Origin of the sequence: Vibrio tapetis subsp. quintayensis (assembly GCF_030409945.1) — a bacterium.
In the GTDB taxonomy this organism is placed as follows: domain Bacteria; phylum Pseudomonadota; class Gammaproteobacteria; order Enterobacterales; family Vibrionaceae; genus Vibrio; species Vibrio quintayensis.
In genome coordinates this window covers 385,899-402,368 of record NZ_JAUFQV010000043.1, presented here as the reverse complement: position 1 = coordinate 402,368, position 16,470 = coordinate 385,899, and the positions used below count along the sequence as shown (strand labels likewise).

General features: G+C 43.8%; 16 protein-coding genes. 3 read left to right on the top strand and 13 right to left on the bottom strand.

All coding sequences use genetic code 11. The features are described from left to right. Positions 1-178: 178 nt before the first annotated feature. The 5 genes from QWZ04_RS22740 to QWZ04_RS22720 all read right to left on the bottom strand — a co-directional run bounded on the left by QWZ04_RS22740 (position 179) and on the right by QWZ04_RS22720 (position 5,226). Entirely contained in the window at positions 179-1,003 is an 825-nt protein-coding gene (locus tag QWZ04_RS22740) for a hypothetical protein (protein ID WP_290330576.1), read from the bottom strand. A 112-nt stretch (positions 1,004-1,115) separates the two neighbouring features. Beyond that, complete coding sequence (locus QWZ04_RS22735) at positions 1,116-2,474, bottom strand: biosynthetic peptidoglycan transglycosylase (protein ID WP_290330575.1); 1,359 nt, start codon at positions 2,472-2,474, stop codon at positions 1,116-1,118. A 488-nt stretch (positions 2,475-2,962) separates the two neighbouring features. Then, a complete protein-coding gene (locus QWZ04_RS22730) occupies positions 2,963-4,180 on the bottom strand; it encodes a HEPN domain-containing protein (RefSeq protein ID WP_290330574.1) in 1,218 nt (405 codons plus the stop codon). A 263-nt stretch (positions 4,181-4,443) separates the two neighbouring features. Beyond that, positions 4,444-4,815 (bottom strand): nuclear transport factor 2 family protein, encoded by a 372-nt coding sequence (locus tag QWZ04_RS22725; protein ID WP_290330573.1) that lies wholly within the window; start codon positions 4,813-4,815, stop codon positions 4,444-4,446. 45 nt (positions 4,816-4,860) lie between these two features. Next, positions 4,861-5,226 (bottom strand): VOC family protein, encoded by a 366-nt coding sequence (locus QWZ04_RS22720; RefSeq protein WP_290330572.1) that lies wholly within the window; start codon positions 5,224-5,226, stop codon positions 4,861-4,863. 341 nt (positions 5,227-5,567) lie between these two features. Between QWZ04_RS22720 and QWZ04_RS22715 the strand changes: the two genes are divergently transcribed. Further along, on the top strand, positions 5,568-6,527 hold the full coding sequence (locus QWZ04_RS22715; protein WP_290330571.1) for a transposase: 960 nt from the start codon (positions 5,568-5,570) through the stop codon (positions 6,525-6,527). Between the two features lie 273 nt (positions 6,528-6,800). On the opposite strand, the gene QWZ04_RS22710 is transcribed toward QWZ04_RS22715, so the two are convergent. Both QWZ04_RS22710 and QWZ04_RS22705 read right to left on the bottom strand, forming a co-directional pair. Next, entirely contained in the window at positions 6,801-7,397 is a 597-nt protein-coding gene (locus tag QWZ04_RS22710) for an EF-hand domain-containing protein (protein WP_290330570.1), read from the bottom strand. Between the two features lie 325 nt (positions 7,398-7,722). Continuing rightward, positions 7,723-8,643 (bottom strand): LysR family transcriptional regulator, encoded by a 921-nt coding sequence (locus QWZ04_RS22705; protein WP_290330569.1) that lies wholly within the window; start codon positions 8,641-8,643, stop codon positions 7,723-7,725. A 118-nt stretch (positions 8,644-8,761) separates the two neighbouring features. On the opposite strand from QWZ04_RS22705, the gene QWZ04_RS22700 reads away from it, so the two are divergent. Both QWZ04_RS22700 and QWZ04_RS22695 read left to right on the top strand, forming a co-directional pair. Next, positions 8,762-9,730: an MBL fold metallo-hydrolase gene (locus QWZ04_RS22700; protein WP_290330568.1), complete on the top strand. Its 969-nt coding sequence runs from the start codon at positions 8,762-8,764 to the stop codon at positions 9,728-9,730. Positions 9,731-9,825: 95 nt separating this feature from the next. Then, complete coding sequence (locus QWZ04_RS22695; RefSeq protein ID WP_290330567.1) at positions 9,826-10,488, top strand: HAD family hydrolase; 663 nt, start codon at positions 9,826-9,828, stop codon at positions 10,486-10,488. 68 nt (positions 10,489-10,556) lie between these two features. Here QWZ04_RS22695 and QWZ04_RS22690 read toward each other — a convergent pair whose 3' ends face one another. Genes QWZ04_RS22690 through QWZ04_RS22665 form a run of 6 tightly spaced genes read right to left on the bottom strand, consistent with a single transcriptional unit; the run spans position 10,557 to position 16,461 of the window. Further along, complete coding sequence (locus QWZ04_RS22690; RefSeq protein WP_290330566.1) at positions 10,557-11,906, bottom strand: cobyrinic acid a,c-diamide synthase CobB; 1,350 nt, start codon at positions 11,904-11,906, stop codon at positions 10,557-10,559. Then, positions 11,903-12,985 (bottom strand): threonine-phosphate decarboxylase, encoded by a 1,083-nt coding sequence (locus QWZ04_RS22685; RefSeq protein WP_290330565.1) that lies wholly within the window; start codon positions 12,983-12,985, stop codon positions 11,903-11,905. Before QWZ04_RS22685 ends, QWZ04_RS22690 begins: the two co-directional genes overlap by 4 nt. A 49-nt stretch (positions 12,986-13,034) precedes the next feature. Beyond that, entirely contained in the window at positions 13,035-14,009 is a 975-nt protein-coding gene (gene cbiB, locus QWZ04_RS22680; protein WP_290330586.1) for an adenosylcobinamide-phosphate synthase CbiB, read from the bottom strand. 12 nt (positions 14,010-14,021) lie between these two features. Further along, entirely contained in the window at positions 14,022-14,789 is a 768-nt protein-coding gene (cobM, locus tag QWZ04_RS22675; protein WP_290330564.1) for a precorrin-4 C(11)-methyltransferase, read from the bottom strand. Beyond that, a complete protein-coding gene (gene cobJ / locus QWZ04_RS22670) occupies positions 14,786-15,619 on the bottom strand; it encodes a precorrin-3B C(17)-methyltransferase (RefSeq protein WP_290330563.1) in 834 nt (277 codons plus the stop codon). Before cobJ ends, cobM begins: the two co-directional genes overlap by 4 nt. After that, positions 15,619-16,461, bottom strand: coding sequence for a sirohydrochlorin cobaltochelatase (locus QWZ04_RS22665; protein ID WP_290330562.1), 843 nt, complete (start codon positions 16,459-16,461; stop codon positions 15,619-15,621). The genes cobJ and QWZ04_RS22665 overlap by 1 nt, the downstream gene beginning before the upstream one ends. Positions 16,462-16,470: the final 9 nt, after the last annotated feature.

The window sequence follows — 16,470 nt, the reverse complement described above, 5'->3', positions numbered from 1 at the left end:
TTGCAATGACAAAGTCGCTTGGTAATTAAGGTACGACAGAATCGCTCGGTGATCACAGTAAAGATTGATCAATTTCTGAGACGTTTTTGGACATAAATACGTTAGAGTATTTAATCTATCACAAGTAAGTCAGATGAGAAAAAGTATCTTGAAACCTTAAATAATGTTATGCGCGAGATTAGTCGTACATAATTGCATTTTGAGCTAAGTCCGCCAGCTTTATTTTTGCTAACTCAAGTGTTTCTCTAGCTGCGAGATCGTTGCTATTGGTTTTCAAGTACAGCTCTAAATAACTGACCTCGATAGCAAGTAAATCAATACGGATTTGCATCAGATTATTCGGTTTTGATAGTGCAAAGTCCTCCCACGAACGGAGGCAAAAAGGACTAACAGAGTATGGGATTTCTTTAAATGCAGTAGAGTTTACATCGTGTTTTTCAATGAACGTGTAGAAATCACTATCTAGTGATTCATTACTAGCTTGTAATCGCTCGAGCAATTCTTCAATCCTGTCTACGGAGTTTATTACATTGCTAAACAGTAACTTATAGTCATTTTGTGTTGTAATTCCAAAAGCTAACTCTTCCATAGCATGTTCAGTAGAATTTAGACGTTCAACGTGAGACCAGTATTGCTCCATTTCAGCAGTGAGCTTGTAGAGTTCAGACTCATTAATTTTAAAGTCTGATTTTAAGAAGTTGGATTCGTGGCAAAGCTTTATTTGCTTTAATTTTTCTATTGTATATTCATTTGTATCGTCTGTTTCTATATGATGCTGGTAACATAGTAATACTAGATTGTCGTATGATCTGCGTTCCTCATCTGATTGCTCACTACTATACCTTTCGCCTTGTGGCATAGCTGCTTCGATATGACATATCTGACCAACAAACTTTTGTTTTAGGTTCACCATTGGATGAGTACAACCCGGAAATGCACATTGGTTGCCTGATCGAGCGAACAGTGCACGAATTGTTTCAACTTTTGGAGCTAATCTAGCCAAGTTTAATTCCTTTCGATAAAGCGCATAATGCCCGTAATAAGGAACTCGACAGAAACACACTGAACTTCAAATCAAAACTGCCGTATGTTCCTGTGGTGATTTTATCGCCTTGTTAGATATTTAGTTGCTCAATTAAGCGTTCTAAACTGCCATTATGATCGATAACTTTACCTTCACTTACTACCCTTTTATATATTAACCCCAGTTCTTTAAGATCTGAATTAGATAGTATTCCCTTCTCTTTTGCAGCTTTAGCTGTTGCAACAATTTTGTTCGAAAGGAGTGACTTTCGTATATTTGACACTCTTTCCACAAGAAAGAAAGCTTGTGCTTTTGAAGGGTTATGGATAATTTCACCAAAGAAATACTGCATTGCTGGCACAACCCCAAAACATCGGTTTTCATACCTAACAGAACATATGTAGATTTCCAATATTCTCGGCTTCTCTAACGCTTTGTCTAACCACGGAGCAAGTAGAATCTCTATAAACTTTCGGCGCTTTGTTTTACTAAGGTCAAGAATGAAAAGAGTACGTACCAGTTGTTGATGAATAGTCGACCCACCAGAGCGGCGCTTAAGTTTAAATAAACTCAAGATTCCACGCCCGATGGCTTTATAGCTGATACCTGAATGCTTATAAAAGTCCCTGTCCTCAATGAACACTAATAGTTGCACTAAATTTTTGAGAGAAACCTTATGTCTATCCGTTTCATATGTAGCTAGGTTGGCTCGATAAATCAAATATTCAACATTTGGTGCGACAGGTAAACTAATTAGTTTGCTTAATCGTTGAGTAATTAAGAGTCTGAGATTTTCATGGGTGTCTAGCAATGACGTTCGAAAAATGAGTGTAAAGGTTAAAATCCATAGCGCAGTTGATAATGCCACTAATGTTAGTGGCTCCATCGAAATCAAATCTAGCGGAACACTTTTAATTAGCATTGCCAATAATAAGAAGAAAATACAACTTGAAATAATTAACAAAATCCAAAAAGGGTAAGCTGCATATGAAAACCAACCCGGGAACAATTTTATGGATAGTGGTTGATCGGCGCCTTCAACTCTCCAGTTAGGTAAAACCAACTGAATCTGTCCATATGAAAGACCTAACATTCTTCTTAATATCACAATTTTACGGCTAGCAAATGTTATAGCTCTTTGCCTGTCGGCGAAGTACTTGATACTTATTAGTGCAAACATCGTAACCACAAGCAGAAGAACGATTGGTATAGCATAACTGGGCAGCACGGGTGCAAGTATTGTTGATAGTTTTTCAGTGGAACTTACCGCTAACGAGCCAAGTGTGGCCGATGCAACCAAAGTGATATTTGAGGCATTAAGAAAAACTCGCTCTTCTGATTCGAGGGCTTTAGCTGCAACTCGGTATTCCTCTAGGGCTATATCGCGCTCTGAGAAATGATAGGTAGGGAAATGCTGTTTCCATACATCATTTTGATCGTCTCGAATCATTTACTACCCAGATCCTTATTCAATGTCGATTGCTAAATTACCTAACGTTTACCATACGACTACAAGTCGTGTTTTATTGACATATAATACCGTCTTTTATTCAGTTATTAAATTTCAAATCAATAGTTTAGTAGCAATGTTGGTAAGTTAGGCTGATTAGTGATACCAAATTATATAGTTTACTGAATTCAGATAAGTTTTTGCATGGGAAACTAGCGTTAACAGTTGATTGATAAACTAATGCTCTAAGCCATTTTGGGGCAGCGATTAGGTAAACAACAAATTGTGTCCGTTGTGCCTACGGGTAATCATACAGCTCATCAACGTTATGGACATGCCTTTCTATGACTGCGTTCGCCTTAAGAAAAACACTCAGACATGCACCCTTCTGAAGTCGATCACACAATTTACGAATATAGAGGCTCGGGCGTGTTCACACTCGGGATTGAACGCTGCCGACGCAGCGCTCAATTCTTATTGTTCAGTTTCTAATCAATTTCTCTGATTTGAGATTTTTCGATCACTAACAGAATTTTTCTAGCCACTTCACTTTTAGACTTACTGTCTAGGCTAGATATGTACTTTTCAAGTTGAGAAATAATAGTCAAACGAACGCCGGCAAGCCGCTCTTTGTCTCCACCAAGAAAGTCCGTAAATAATTGAACTTCAGCACTTTCTAACCAACTTTCTAGTAGTTCTTTATCATCTTCGAACATACTAACGATCAATTCCGGGTTGGATGTAAGCGCAACCTCAAAAAAATCTGTTAATTCCAACCAAACTGCACCGTCTCTATTTCTCCACGCTTCTTGGAGCATACTTAACGCTTGCCCACATTTTTGTAGTTCACCCTCTTTTAGCTGTTGAATTACCTTTTCCCTATTTTTTTCAAGCCATTCATACCCAGAGGAAGATGATACTGCGTCAAGCTTTGCAATTAACTCCCTAGAGATATGCAGGATTCTTTCTGCTGAGTTTTTGTTTACTGCATCGATAGAATGGACAGATTCATTCCTCTTTTTCCTAATTTCATTTAAGAAGCTGATTTCTTTGCTACTCAATATCTTATGCTTTTCTGATAGTTGCACTAGCTCCATCATGCTTCCTCTTTTCGTTGAGATTCCTCTTGTATCGAGCAAGCGCCTCAAAGCAGACTCGACAATTTTACTCGATTCCAATACAGACATATCGTACATGCCAATATCTGCAAGCTCCTTTGCTCTAGAAAGGATTTCTAAATCAGCTTTGCGCTCTTGTTGTTTTTCCGCTGCTAAGAATTTTGACTTAATGGACTTCCGTAAAAATGAGTAGATTACACTGGCTGAAATGGTAGAAAGCACACCCGCTAGAAAATTAAATGCGTATTCTGGGATTTGGCTAACATAAGAACCCATGTAACTTAGAGTAATAGTGATAAACCAGAATGCTAGAAATACAGGGGGCGTTGCTAATGCAACGGAATAACAAGCATCACTAATCGCATCAAGAGCTTTAACGTGTTTAGAAGATGCAAACTGGAGTGATATAAAGTACACCGCTAGCCCCAGAAAGGCGGTTAAAAATATGTACGCGTATTCAATGGTGATTTTCACCTGAAATATACTAAATCCAACATTGGAGTTAGAATCGACCAGTGGCTTAAATGCAAATACTGCTGCAAGAAGACCAATGGTAAATCCCACTTTTGTTTTAAAAAAGTCATCCATCGTTACTTGTCAATCCTCGTAAACTTAACGCTGAATAAACGGGTTTCTTCCGTACTTATATGCAACCAATCATAACGCTAATTATGCTCACGCTCAATCAAAAGCCCCTACCGCCTAGATTCCAGAATGTGAACTATAGAAATTGTTGAAAGTTTCCGTAGAACTCCGATGTTGTCATCGAATTACGACTATAGCCAACTCAAACGCAACAACGATGATTGCCTGGGCTTTTTGAGATCGGATTAGATTTCGGATAATCACTACTAACTGAGCTTGAAAGGTTTACATTGCGTACCTTGATGATACCTGATCTTCCAACAAGTGCCCGTAAATGTCCAAATTGAACAGCGTTTAGCATAGTCACTAACTTCTCCCGACTCACTTACAAGAGCAGATTCATACTTTAAAAGCTGTATAGAAGGCTCAAGTTGAATACATTCATACTTTTGAGAATGAACGCGGATATCTGAAGGCTCTTCCAAATCCATCATTTGAATAATGGTTGTAAAGTCGTAGCTATCTCCTGACTTACCAACTTCAGTAAAGCTAGGGTGTATTAAGCGAGCAAGATCAGCTTTGTTCTGACGAGTTTGGTATTGATGGAGTTCTATTTCTTGTTCGATCAAAATGTCCATTTTATCTCCTAAACTGATATGGCATATAGGCCTTTGATAATCCATTTAAACCACTTGCAACGTGGTTGCCCCACGCAAGCCAATTAAGTTGCCAAACGGGTCTTCGATTTGACACATAAAAAGCCCATTTTCAATTGCCATTGGGCCTCTATACAGTTTTGCACCAAGTGCTTCAAAATGATCCAGTGCTTTATCCAAGTTGTTTACCGACCAATATAAAACTGTCCCGTATTTACCTGAGCCTACTTTTTCGTCTGCCTGTACTATCTCTAGAGAAAAACCGTTTAAATTGAGCACGGTAAAATCGAAACTAGGATGATAAACAGATACAGCTGTAGGAAAGGCTTTTTGATACCACTCGATGCCCAATGCGACATTTGGAACATGAATAAGAATCGCTGTTGGAATCATAGTCTCCCTCCTACTACTTAATAGTAACTAGTATGGTGTTCCGTCCTTTCTAGAAGGAGTCCATTCACCAGAACTTTCAACAACCCATTTGAAATCATCATCTGGGTAATGGGCTTCGTCTTTTGTAACTCGGCTCCCTATAACTATAAACTTAGCTTGCTCGCTACTACGGTTTATTAAATGATGACCATTTTAGATCATTCATAGATCATTCATAGGACACACACCAAATAGTATGACCAAACGACTGACTTTACCTCGACATCACTCCACTTCTATTATTCCAAACTTTTCCTTTTCTACGCCATTGCTATCTTAGTAAAAAACTACCGGAAACGTTCATGGCTACTGCAAGAAAACAGCTTATCTCTGTCGAGGCAACGCCCAACTATCACTGTGTTTCGAGATGTGTAAGGCAAAGCTTTTTATGTGGCAACGATACTGCGACTAACAAATGCTATGAACACCGAAGAGAATGGATTGAGCACAAAATTCAGGCCCTCACTCGCACCTATTGTATTGATGTGTGCGCCTATGCCGTGATGTCTAATCATTACCATTTGGTGTTGCACATTAATCGCGACAAAGCTATTAAACTAACACTTGATGAAGTGGTTGAACGCTGGAGTCGAACTCACAAACTGCCTGTATTGGTTCAGTGTTGGCTAAAAAAAGAATTAAAGACTCAAGCAGAAGAAGATAAGTGCTCAGAAATCATTAATACCTGGCGAGAGAGGCTGTGGTCATTAAGTTGGTTCATGAAAGAGCTCAATTACGACATTGCCTGTAAAGCCAATCACGAGGATGAGTGTACTGGCCACTTTTGGGAAAGTCGCTTCAAAAGCCAAGCGCTACTTGATGAAAAGGCCTTAGCCGCTGCCATGGCCTATGTGGACTTGAACCCGGTTCGTGCAGGTATAGCTAAATCCCCTGAACAATCAGAATTTACATCAATAAAAGCAAGGCTACAGGCACTGAACGACAACCTAGCAACCGCGCCTTGTTTACACCCATTCATTGGTAATTCAACCACCAAACTGATGGATGGAATACCCTTTAGATTAATAGATTACATCGAACTAGTAGACTGGACAGCAAGACAATTTCGAAACGGTAAATCGTCAATAGCATCAAATTTACCTCCGATATTAGAAAGGCTAAACTTTAACCAAATGAGTTGGTTAAAAGTCTGCTCTGCGTTGGAGCGAAAACGTTCGACAGCTATCGGCTCAACCTGCAATCTTGAGCATGCGAAAGCGGTGCTAGATAAGTCCAGAATTCACTATTATCCCCTCGAATAGCACCAGCAACACACCCCTTATCACTCCAAGTACCACGCCAGCATTAGTTGGCTAACGCAGTTTGTTTTAAACTCGGGGGTCACGTCGACACCCCCGCTAAAACGAACCACTCACATGCCTGTTCGTAGCAAACAATGCCGCTTTCTATGAAGGCCCGCTAATTTCACAAATCGCTTACAGCCTTCCTTTGAGGTCTTTGTTTTGTGTGTGTCTCTTTAACAAATTTACGCAAATAAGGCCTCGTGCAGAGGCCTAAATTTGTATTGAGTTAATCTAACTTCTTTTTTTGCCCTGACGATCCTTGCTTTGACGTTCAGCGAACTCTTCTTCACTTATTACACCATCACCATTAGTATCGAAGGCAGTGAACACATCCGCTTGTCTCTTGCCATTGAGTGCACGCCCGTCATTGGTTACTTTCTGCTGTTTTGCTGCACGGTATGTATCGAACTCTTTTTGAGTGATGCTCTTATCACCATCTATATCAAATGTCGCAAAATCTGGTCGTTGCATATTTGATTTCATCGACTTGGACTGTTTCCCTCCGCGATTTGCATTCATACCATCTTTACGCTGAGCTAAGAACTCATCCTTGGTCAGTACGCCGTCACCATTAGTGTCTACGGCTTCAAAGGTCTTTGAGGCGCTGATATTTCTTAATGTGCGCCCTTCTTCGGTACGCTTCTCTATACGTTCCGCCTTGGCCTGATTAAATTCGTCTTCGGTAACTTGACCGTCCTGATTAAGATCTAACTGTACAAATTCCGGTTGCTGCATGTTGTTGCCTTTACCTTTATTCATATTCGCTGCTGTAGCGCCAGTTGCAACGGCAAGGGTAACAAGTGCAATTAATGTGTATGTAGTTTTCATGATAGTGCCCTTTGTGTTCCTTAGTTAATATTAGTATATGCTAACGTACGTAAGGCAACGTAAGCGACCGTAAATTTATGTAAATAAGGTACTTTGATCGGACACACACCAAAGAGTTCACACCAAAGAGTTAGTAGAGGGTTGCGAAAGTACTTTCTGATTACAAAAGAATTGCTATAAGTATCTTAGCTGCCCCCCAGCGAAGAAATCTGGGTACATCACTCACGGCATTCATCACGGTGAAATATTACCTAAGTAAATAAATCGCACTATTTTTAAACATTTAATTCTGTCCAGAACATACCTTTCCACAATAATATCAATCTCAATGACGCTCAAAACGACTACTATCTTGCAATTCAGAACATACCAGTTCCATCGCATCAACCACTCGTTTTATCTTAGGCAAATACGCCTGTCTCTTGTGCGCCACCAAGAATAGCTCCCCTCCGCCATATTGTTGAATGTCTATCGGAATGGTTACCAAATTTTCCAGCATGTTGTTAAGGCGAATTGAGTCAAAGAGTACCATGGCACCAACTCCCGCTTCGCAGGCTGCAACTTGAACGCTGAAGTCGTCTGATGTGAACATAGGCTTGAAGTCCGGTATGACGCTTTGCAGTATTTGATTCAATTTAAGATGATTATGGCTGTCGGGCCAACAAATCCAGCGAATATCCTCAAAGCTTGGCTTAGACGGCAGGCTTTGAGCGTATGTAGGAGACGCCATCACGCACATGTCGCTGGTGATGGTGGCCAAACAGACGAGGTCATCAGTTGGGTTAAAGCGGGTTCGCATTGCAATGTCTGCTTCACCCCGCGCTAGGTTCAGTGTTTCTAATTTACTGGTTACTTCAAGCTGTATTTGCGGCGCCACTAGAGCAAGCTTGGCTGCAAGCGCAGGAATCAAACCAAACGCAATGCCCGGTGGCGCAGTCACACGCACACGTCCACTCACTTGGTTAGAACTCTGCGTTGCGCTGTGCCAAGCTTCCTCGGCCCATTGCGCCATTTGTTCTGCTGCGGGCACCAGCCGAAGGCCAAATTCCGTTGGTCTGCATCCAAGGTTATCTCGAATAAACAACGCTTCGCCTAGCAATGCCTCCATCTCTGACATGCGTCGACTCAATGTCGGTTGCTTTAAACCTAACTTCCTAGCGGCGGCACTAAAGCTGCCACTTTCCGCAACAGCAATGAACAGTTTCAGGTCATCCCAACTTAACTGTTGTTGCCTTTCGATATTCATTTTTGGATAACCCCATGCGATTTTAGTCAATTGTTATTATAACAACGCATAGCTAAAGTAGATTGATTAACGCATTTTTGGTTTATTCAAATTAGAGCTATCTCACAGGGAGTCATTCATGAACAAAAAAAGGATCATCGGCACTTTTATCACTGTTACGGTATTGGTTTCAGCTGCACTTTTGGCCGTAAACCATTATAAAGCGTCTACCCACGAAGCCAAAAAGAGCCCTTTGGGCATGGCTTCGAATATGCAAAACATCAACGCCATGTTATCGAAACCCGTCGGGCAAGGCATTGTGAGCCTAACAACTGTGGTGGCAGCAGACTGGCAGGTTCCACTCGCCGGGTTAGTCAATTTAAATCATGACAAATCTCAACAAGCGCAGCTCAAAGACAAAATGGAGCCAATCAAAATTTTTACCTATGTGCTTGAGCACCCTACTCACGGCAGTTTCCTCATCGACACTGGCGTATCCGAAGCGTTTGTCCATCAACCTGAAACCTTTGGGGTGAATCCGATTCTTCATCGACTTTTTGGCCTAGAACACATCGACGCAAAACGATTCACAGCCGACATCATTGGAGCGCTTTCATCGCCATTAAGAGGCGTGTTTCTTACCCACTTGCACGTCGATCATATCTCTGGGCTTCCAGAGGTTTCTAAGCAGGTGCCTATTTATACAGGCAAAGGAGAAGCTGCTGGTGAGTATTGGATAAACTTAGCTACTCAAAAAGTCGTCGATACCTTGCTGTCTGGCAGGCCAGCATTAAGAGAATGGAAGCATGACATAGTGGATGTCTTTGGAGATAGCAGCATGTTCGCCCTTCACATGCCCGGACACACGCCAGGGTCGACGGCTTATCTTATCAACACCACGGGCAGGCCAGTACTGCTGGCTGGGGACATTAGCCATACTGCATGGGGTTGGAATAACAGTGTCGAACCAGGCGACTTTACGCAAGACAAATTAGAAAACAGAGCAAGCCTTTTAAAACTAAAAGCGCAGGTTAAAGCCTACCCTTCTATTAAGGTAAAGCTGGGCCACCAAAGCTTACCCTCACCCAATGGAGCCAAAAATTTGTAAAATTCAGGTTAACAGTCACAAGGATGTGAGCTAAGCGGCTCATTTCTCTTTCAAAACTTGGTAAAACAGTACCGTCATAATCAATAGGAAGAACCATGATAAAAGCACTGCTGTTTGATATGGATGGGCTAATTTTCGATAGTGAGCACATTTACAAGGCTGCGTGGCAATATGCAGCCAAAGAACAAGGGCTGGATCTGACCGACGAGATCTACCAGCACTTCATTGGCACTCAAGATCCGGAATGTGAACGGCTGCTTGAAGCTGAATTTGGTGACCAGTTGGATCTAGAGCGATATCGCAGCGTGTGCAAACAAGAATTACGCAATCAACGCGCCGTTGGTGTGGTTTACAAAATGGGGTTCGACCGCTTATTCGCAACGCTAAAAAAACACGGCTTGAAGTGTGCGTTAGTCACCTCCTCTCACCGCCCTGAAGTTGAGCATCACTTCAAACATTCAGACTACCTAACTCAGTTTGATGCCATCGTGACCGCAGAAGATATTGAACACGGAAAACCAAAACCCGATTGTTACCTTCGTGCGACTCAGTTATTAGCGCTAGAGCCCGAGCACTGCCTCGTGTTAGAAGACTCTAACAATGGCATGCAATCCGGGTTAGATGCTGGCTGCATGGCCGCTATGGTGCCTGATATTTTGCCACCAAGAGAAGACATCGCCGCTCGTGCTAAGCACATTTTCGACTCGCTGTTTGATGTGATCCCGCTTGTTGAATCGGAACATGCGCCCACTTGTTGACATATCGCTTATTCGCGCTTCCCAGCAAACTAAGTTCAGGAAGCGCTGATTAGAAATGTGAAGACTCGCTAGCACAGTTCTCCATTGAACATTTTTGCTACTACATGCGGGTTAGAAGGGAAATACCAATGGATATAAGAGGCAATGGTTTGATGCTTATACCAAACTGGGTCGGTTTCTCTGCCATATTGTGAGACAGGACGCACCATAACCGCTTCATCACTTATGGTTTTTGAGTAATGGAACGTGTGGCCTCTTAGCTCTCCAGCATTGCGCTCTCCGGCAGTGAGCTTTCCGGCACCAAATTCTGCTTTCACAATGCCAAGTGCAGCCAATTTCGGCTGCATTTCAGACTTGGCATTTAACGCGCCAACCAGAGTTTGAGTTTCACCTTGCTTGTTGGATAAGGACTGATTCAAATACAACATGCCACCGCACTCTGCCAAACACGGTTTCTGCTGACTAATATGTTCGTTTATCTCGGCCATCAAGCCCGCATTGTTGGCAAGTTCGGTCAAATTCAACTCAGGGTAACCGCCCGGTAAATACAAGGCGTCACAGGCTGGCAAGGTGTCACCTGCTAAAGGTGAAAAATAAGCGATGTTTGCGCCCATTTCCTGTAATAAGTCGATGTTTGCTTGATACAAAAAAGCAAAACTAGCGTCAAATGCCACGGCAATGGTTTTACCTTCAAGCGCGCAAGAATAGTCTTTATTGGTCACATCAACATGGAAACTGAAATCAATGGGGTCAGGGAGCGGTATGTCACCATGTTCTGCCAATGCGGACGCGGCTTTGTCTAGCCTTTGTTCAATGTCTTTTAGCTCACACGCTTGCACCAACCCTAGATGGCGCTCAGGCAAACTAAGGTCAGTATCTTTGGCTAGCCAGCCACAAAACTCGACGCCAGGTTTTAGGCTTTCTTGCAGCATTTCTGCATGGCGAGGAGAACCTACTCGATTTGCCATCACACCGAAGATGGTGACGTCTTCTCGATAAGTGGCTAACCCATGCACCAAGGCGCCAAAAGTCTGAGCCATGGCCCCTGCGTCAACTACCGCAAGAATGGGAATGCTAAACTTGGCGGCGATGTCGGCACTGGAGCATTGCCCGTCAAACATGCCCATCACGCCTTCGATTAGGATGATATCGGCTTCAACGGCGGCTTCAGCTAACAAGCGTCGACATTCATCTTCTCCGCACATCCATAAATCCAATTGATATACCGGCGATTTGGACGCCAAAGAAAGAAATTGTGGGTCGATAAAATCTGGCCCAGTTTTGAATACCCGAACTTTCTTTCCTTGTTGAGTCAGTAGCCTTGCCAATGCCGCGACGACGGTTGTTTTGCCGCTACCAGATGATGGCGCGGCAACAACAAGTGCAGGACAGTGCTGTAAGTCAGGTTTGGTATTCATCGAACTTCCTTAATTCTATTGAGTGCTTGTTCAAAGCTTAGCCATTCTTGTTCTGTTTTCGGCAGACCGAAGCGAACGGCATCTTTTTCATCGCATAAACGGCTCAAAATGCCTTGCTCTGCTAACGCGATATGCACGTCTTCTGCATTATCTAGCTTTACTGTGTAGAAAAGGGAATGGCCGTTAGGCTGTTGAGAGAAATGATTCGCTAACAGCGCCTGCATTCGTTCCCCCTCTTTTCGTAATCTTGAACGATTTTGTTGCTGCCATGCGTGATCAGCTAATGCTTTAGTTGCGGCATAACGGCTCGGACCCGTGACTGCCCACGGCCCAATTTGGGACTTTGCTCGCTCTAGTATCAATGGATAGGCAAACAAGAAACCGACACGCAGCCCTGCTAACCCGAAAAACTTTCCGAGCGATCTTAATACCACGATATTTTCAGGTAACGACTTGGTACCGGAATTACTCGCAAAGTGATGAAGGATGCTTTGTTCTGGCGTCATATCCATAAAGGCTTCGTCCACCAGCAAAACCGCATCAGATTTCATTAAGCCGCGCCATGTTAACAACTGCTCTGACGTGAATTTGTCCGTCGACGGGTTATTTGGGTTGATCACCAGCAACGCATCCAATTGAACTAAATCGGCATGTGTTGGCTCTGCATCGTAAAAACAATACTCCAGTAACACACCACATTGCTTATAGGTAAATACCGCATTGCGCCATGCTAACTGGTGCTCTTTGTAACCAACCTTTGGTAAACCCACTCTGAATATAGGCACGTCGTGTTGGGCAATGTTAGGCAAGGTTAAGTAACGATTTAACATTAGCTTAGGTAACAGCTGAATCGCCGCTTGGCTACCCGCTACAGGCAGTAGTTTATCGCATTGATAATAACCACATGCGGCCTCTATTAGTCCGTCTTCGTCTTCTGGCAGCCTATTCCAAACGGGTTCAGGAATACTCCCGATTGGGTAAGTGAACGGGCTCACGCCTGTGGAAAGATCCACCCACTCATTTAAAGGGCGATCAAATTGCCTCGCGTATTGGCGAAGCTTGCCTCCATGATTTAGCATTTCATATCCATTGTCGTATTCGAAACTTCGGTTATTATTATTTCGGTGATTATATTGATAGCAAGCCCACAATAAGTGACATTGTCACTAACCATATGTGTGTTGTGCTTTGAATCAACTGGCACGCTCGGGCTATGTCTCGCCCTGAAGCTTTTCTGCCGCGACCCATGAATTGTTTTTCCTTTAGCACGCCGTGATAAACCGCTGGGCCGCCAATCTCAATACTTAACGCTCCTGCGCCACTGGTCATGACCGGGCCACCGTTTGGGCTTTCGCAGTGATTGGCTTGTTGCTTCCAGCAGTTCAACGCAAGGTGCGTATTACCCGCTAAGGCGTAGCTTATGGCGGTCAGTCTCGCGGGCAGATAGCCAAGTGCATCATCGAGTTTAGCGGCGCACCAGCCAAATTGGATAAAGCGCGAGTTTTTATAGCCCCACATCGCATCCATGGTATTAGCCATGCGAAAAACAATAGCGCCAACTGGCCCCGCAACGAGAAACCAAAATATCGCGCCATAGATAGCATCGTTGCCGTTTTCCAATACCGATTCAATGGTGGCAGAGGTGATTTGATATTCATCCATGTCACTCGTTTCTCGGCTGACGATCCAGCCCACTTTTTCTCTCGCTTGGTCCATGTCTCCCGCAACCAATGGCCGATGAATCCAATCAGCATGCTGCAGTAAGCTCTTTTGTCCGATGCACACATACAAGATCAAAGTACTGCTGATCCAATAGAGGATTAAAGAACCCTGAAAAAGTAGCTCAACGATGGCCGCTGCTATCATCACAATTGGCAAGGTAGCACAACACCAAGCAATGATACCTCGCCGTTTGGTTTTATCTTGATGCGCTTTGGAGGCATCAAACGGGCGATTGTTATCGCATAGAACATCAAGGTTTAAGCGCCGCTCTAGCCAATAGAGATAATTGCCGTAGCCCACCAATGGATGCCATTTTCTAGGCTCTCCGAACAATCGGTCAAGTAGGTACGCGCTAATCACAGACAACGCCATCCAAAACACTAATGACAAAGCTTATTCCTCAACCACTTTAGCTTTTCGGCACGCATGAGAAAAGGTCGGGTCATAGAGTTTTGAGTCGACAAAATCTTGCTCTCCCAATACTTTGCTCACGATGATCATCGCCGTTGAACGAATGCCTGCCTCGTGCATTTGGTCAGCAATGGTCGCCAAGGTTCCGCGCAATATGCGTTGCTCTGGGTGAGAGGCTTTTTCTACCACAGCGACAGGCCAGTCTTGAGGATACACATCAGACAACTCGCGCACTACTTTACGAATGAGCGTTGCACTTAAAAACAAACACAAGGTCGCTTGATGTTTGGCAAGCGAGCGTAGGTTTTCTTTTTCTGGCACGGGCGTTCTACCCGAAGCTCGGCTTAGAATGATGGTTTGGCATTTTTCTGGAAGAGTTAACTCTTGGCCTAACGCTGCCGCAGAAGCTTGAAAAGACGATACTCCGGGGATGACTGTCCACTCAATACCCAGTTCATCTAGGCGGCGCGTTTGTTCTGCTAAAGATGAATAGATAGAGAGATCGCCCGTTTGAACCCGTGCCACATCTTGGCCTGCAACATGGGCGTCTTGATATACTTTGGTAATGTCATCAAGATCCATATCTGCAGAGTTATATACTTTGGCATCGTCGCGAGCACGTTCAATCACGGCTTTGGGTACAAGGCTGCCTGCGTACATCACCACAGGGCATTGCTCTACCAATCGAGCCCCTTTCACTGTGATTAAATCTGGGTCACCGGGGCCTGCCCCAATAAAGTACACGGTCATGCGTTCACCTCTTGTTGCTGTGCTTCGGTAGTATTCAGTGAGTGGCCGCGTTTTTGGCCTTCTAACACTTTGCCATCGGACAATTGGTATTTATTTTTGTAACCACGAGGGGTCACGACCCAGTCACCAAAACGGTAGCTATTGCTGTTACCGACGATCACGGCGGCATTCATTCCAAATTCGACTTTGGTAAATTCCGCCAACGTGGTTAAGGTGACTTGTTGATCGTCTCGATACGCGGCGTTTACGACCGCGACAGGCGTTTCTGGGCTTCGATGTTTTAGTAAAATTTCACGAGCAGTTTCAATGTGCTGGGTACGTTTTTTAGAGCGAGGGTTATAAAACGTAATCGCAAAATCCGCCATAGACGCCGCATCAATTCTCTTAATAATCACATCCCAAGGCGTGAGAAGATCCGACAAAGAAATGGTGCAACTGTCGTGACCTAAAGGTGCACCAACTAAAGAGGCGCAGGCGTTGGCCGCGGTAATGCCCGGGATTATATCCAACTCTACTTGTGCGTTTAGCTCTGGGTGTTGTTCTAGCAACTCCAATACTAAAGGCGCCATGGCGTACATGCCAGAATCACCAGAGCAAACCAATACCGCGTCTTTACCTGCCGCCGCCGCTTCAACTGCGGCTTGGGCTCGTTCCCATTCGCGAGTCATACCACTTTGAATCACTTCTTGTTCTAAAATCAGTTCTCGGATCAAATCTACATAGGCTTTATACCCTGCCACGACATCGGCGGTTTCAATAGCTTTACGCGCCGCAGGGGTGACTAGATCAATACTGCCCGGCCCTAAACCAATTAGCGTCAGTTTTGCCATTATTTATTCGCCTCTGGTGCATTTAGGCGAATCAAACCCTCGTTGATTTGCTTATCCATGATGCTGATAAGCTCTGGCATATCCAGCATGCAGAATTTGTCACCTTGCACGGGCTTAGCAATCGACACATCAAACTGATCATCTAGCTCAGATTTAATCGCTTGCATGTCTTTAACAAAATGATTGCCTGAAACCAGCAGTAACGGCACCAAGGTGAGTTGAGGTTTCATTCCAGCTTCTGCTTGGGCTTTGATCTGTGAACAAATCTCGTTTTTAACCAAATCAAACGGCCATGCCCCTTCTAATGAGCACGTAAAGTTACGCGGGGACAATTTTCCGAGCAAGCTGTCACTATAATGAATAGACTGATGACCCGGGTTATCCAACAACGGCGCACCGTGATGAACGTATAGGTTGAAGCCATTATCAGACACAAAACGCTGATGCAACGCACCAATTAAACGGCTTGTGTGCTGGCTATGATGCATGATGGCAGGCGTTTGCTCGATGTGCGCGAGTGAAAACTGCTTAAAGCCATCAACAATACTGGTTAAATAACGGTGCTCATCGGTTGGGAATAGATACACCGAAACCACCAAAATGCGCTGGTAACCTTTGGTGTCTAGATCCGCTAGCACTTGTGGCAAGCTATGACACGTCACATCTTGGCTTGCGAGCTTCTTTATCACCATTTTAGAGCTGGTTGCAATGCGAACTAAAGCATCTGGATGGTTACTTTGAACATGTTCAGCCACTTGTTCATAACGAGTCTGTTCTACCACCGAGCCAAAGCAGCTTAATACAATGGCCGTGCCTTGGTTATAATGACGTAAACGTTTCATGATGTATCT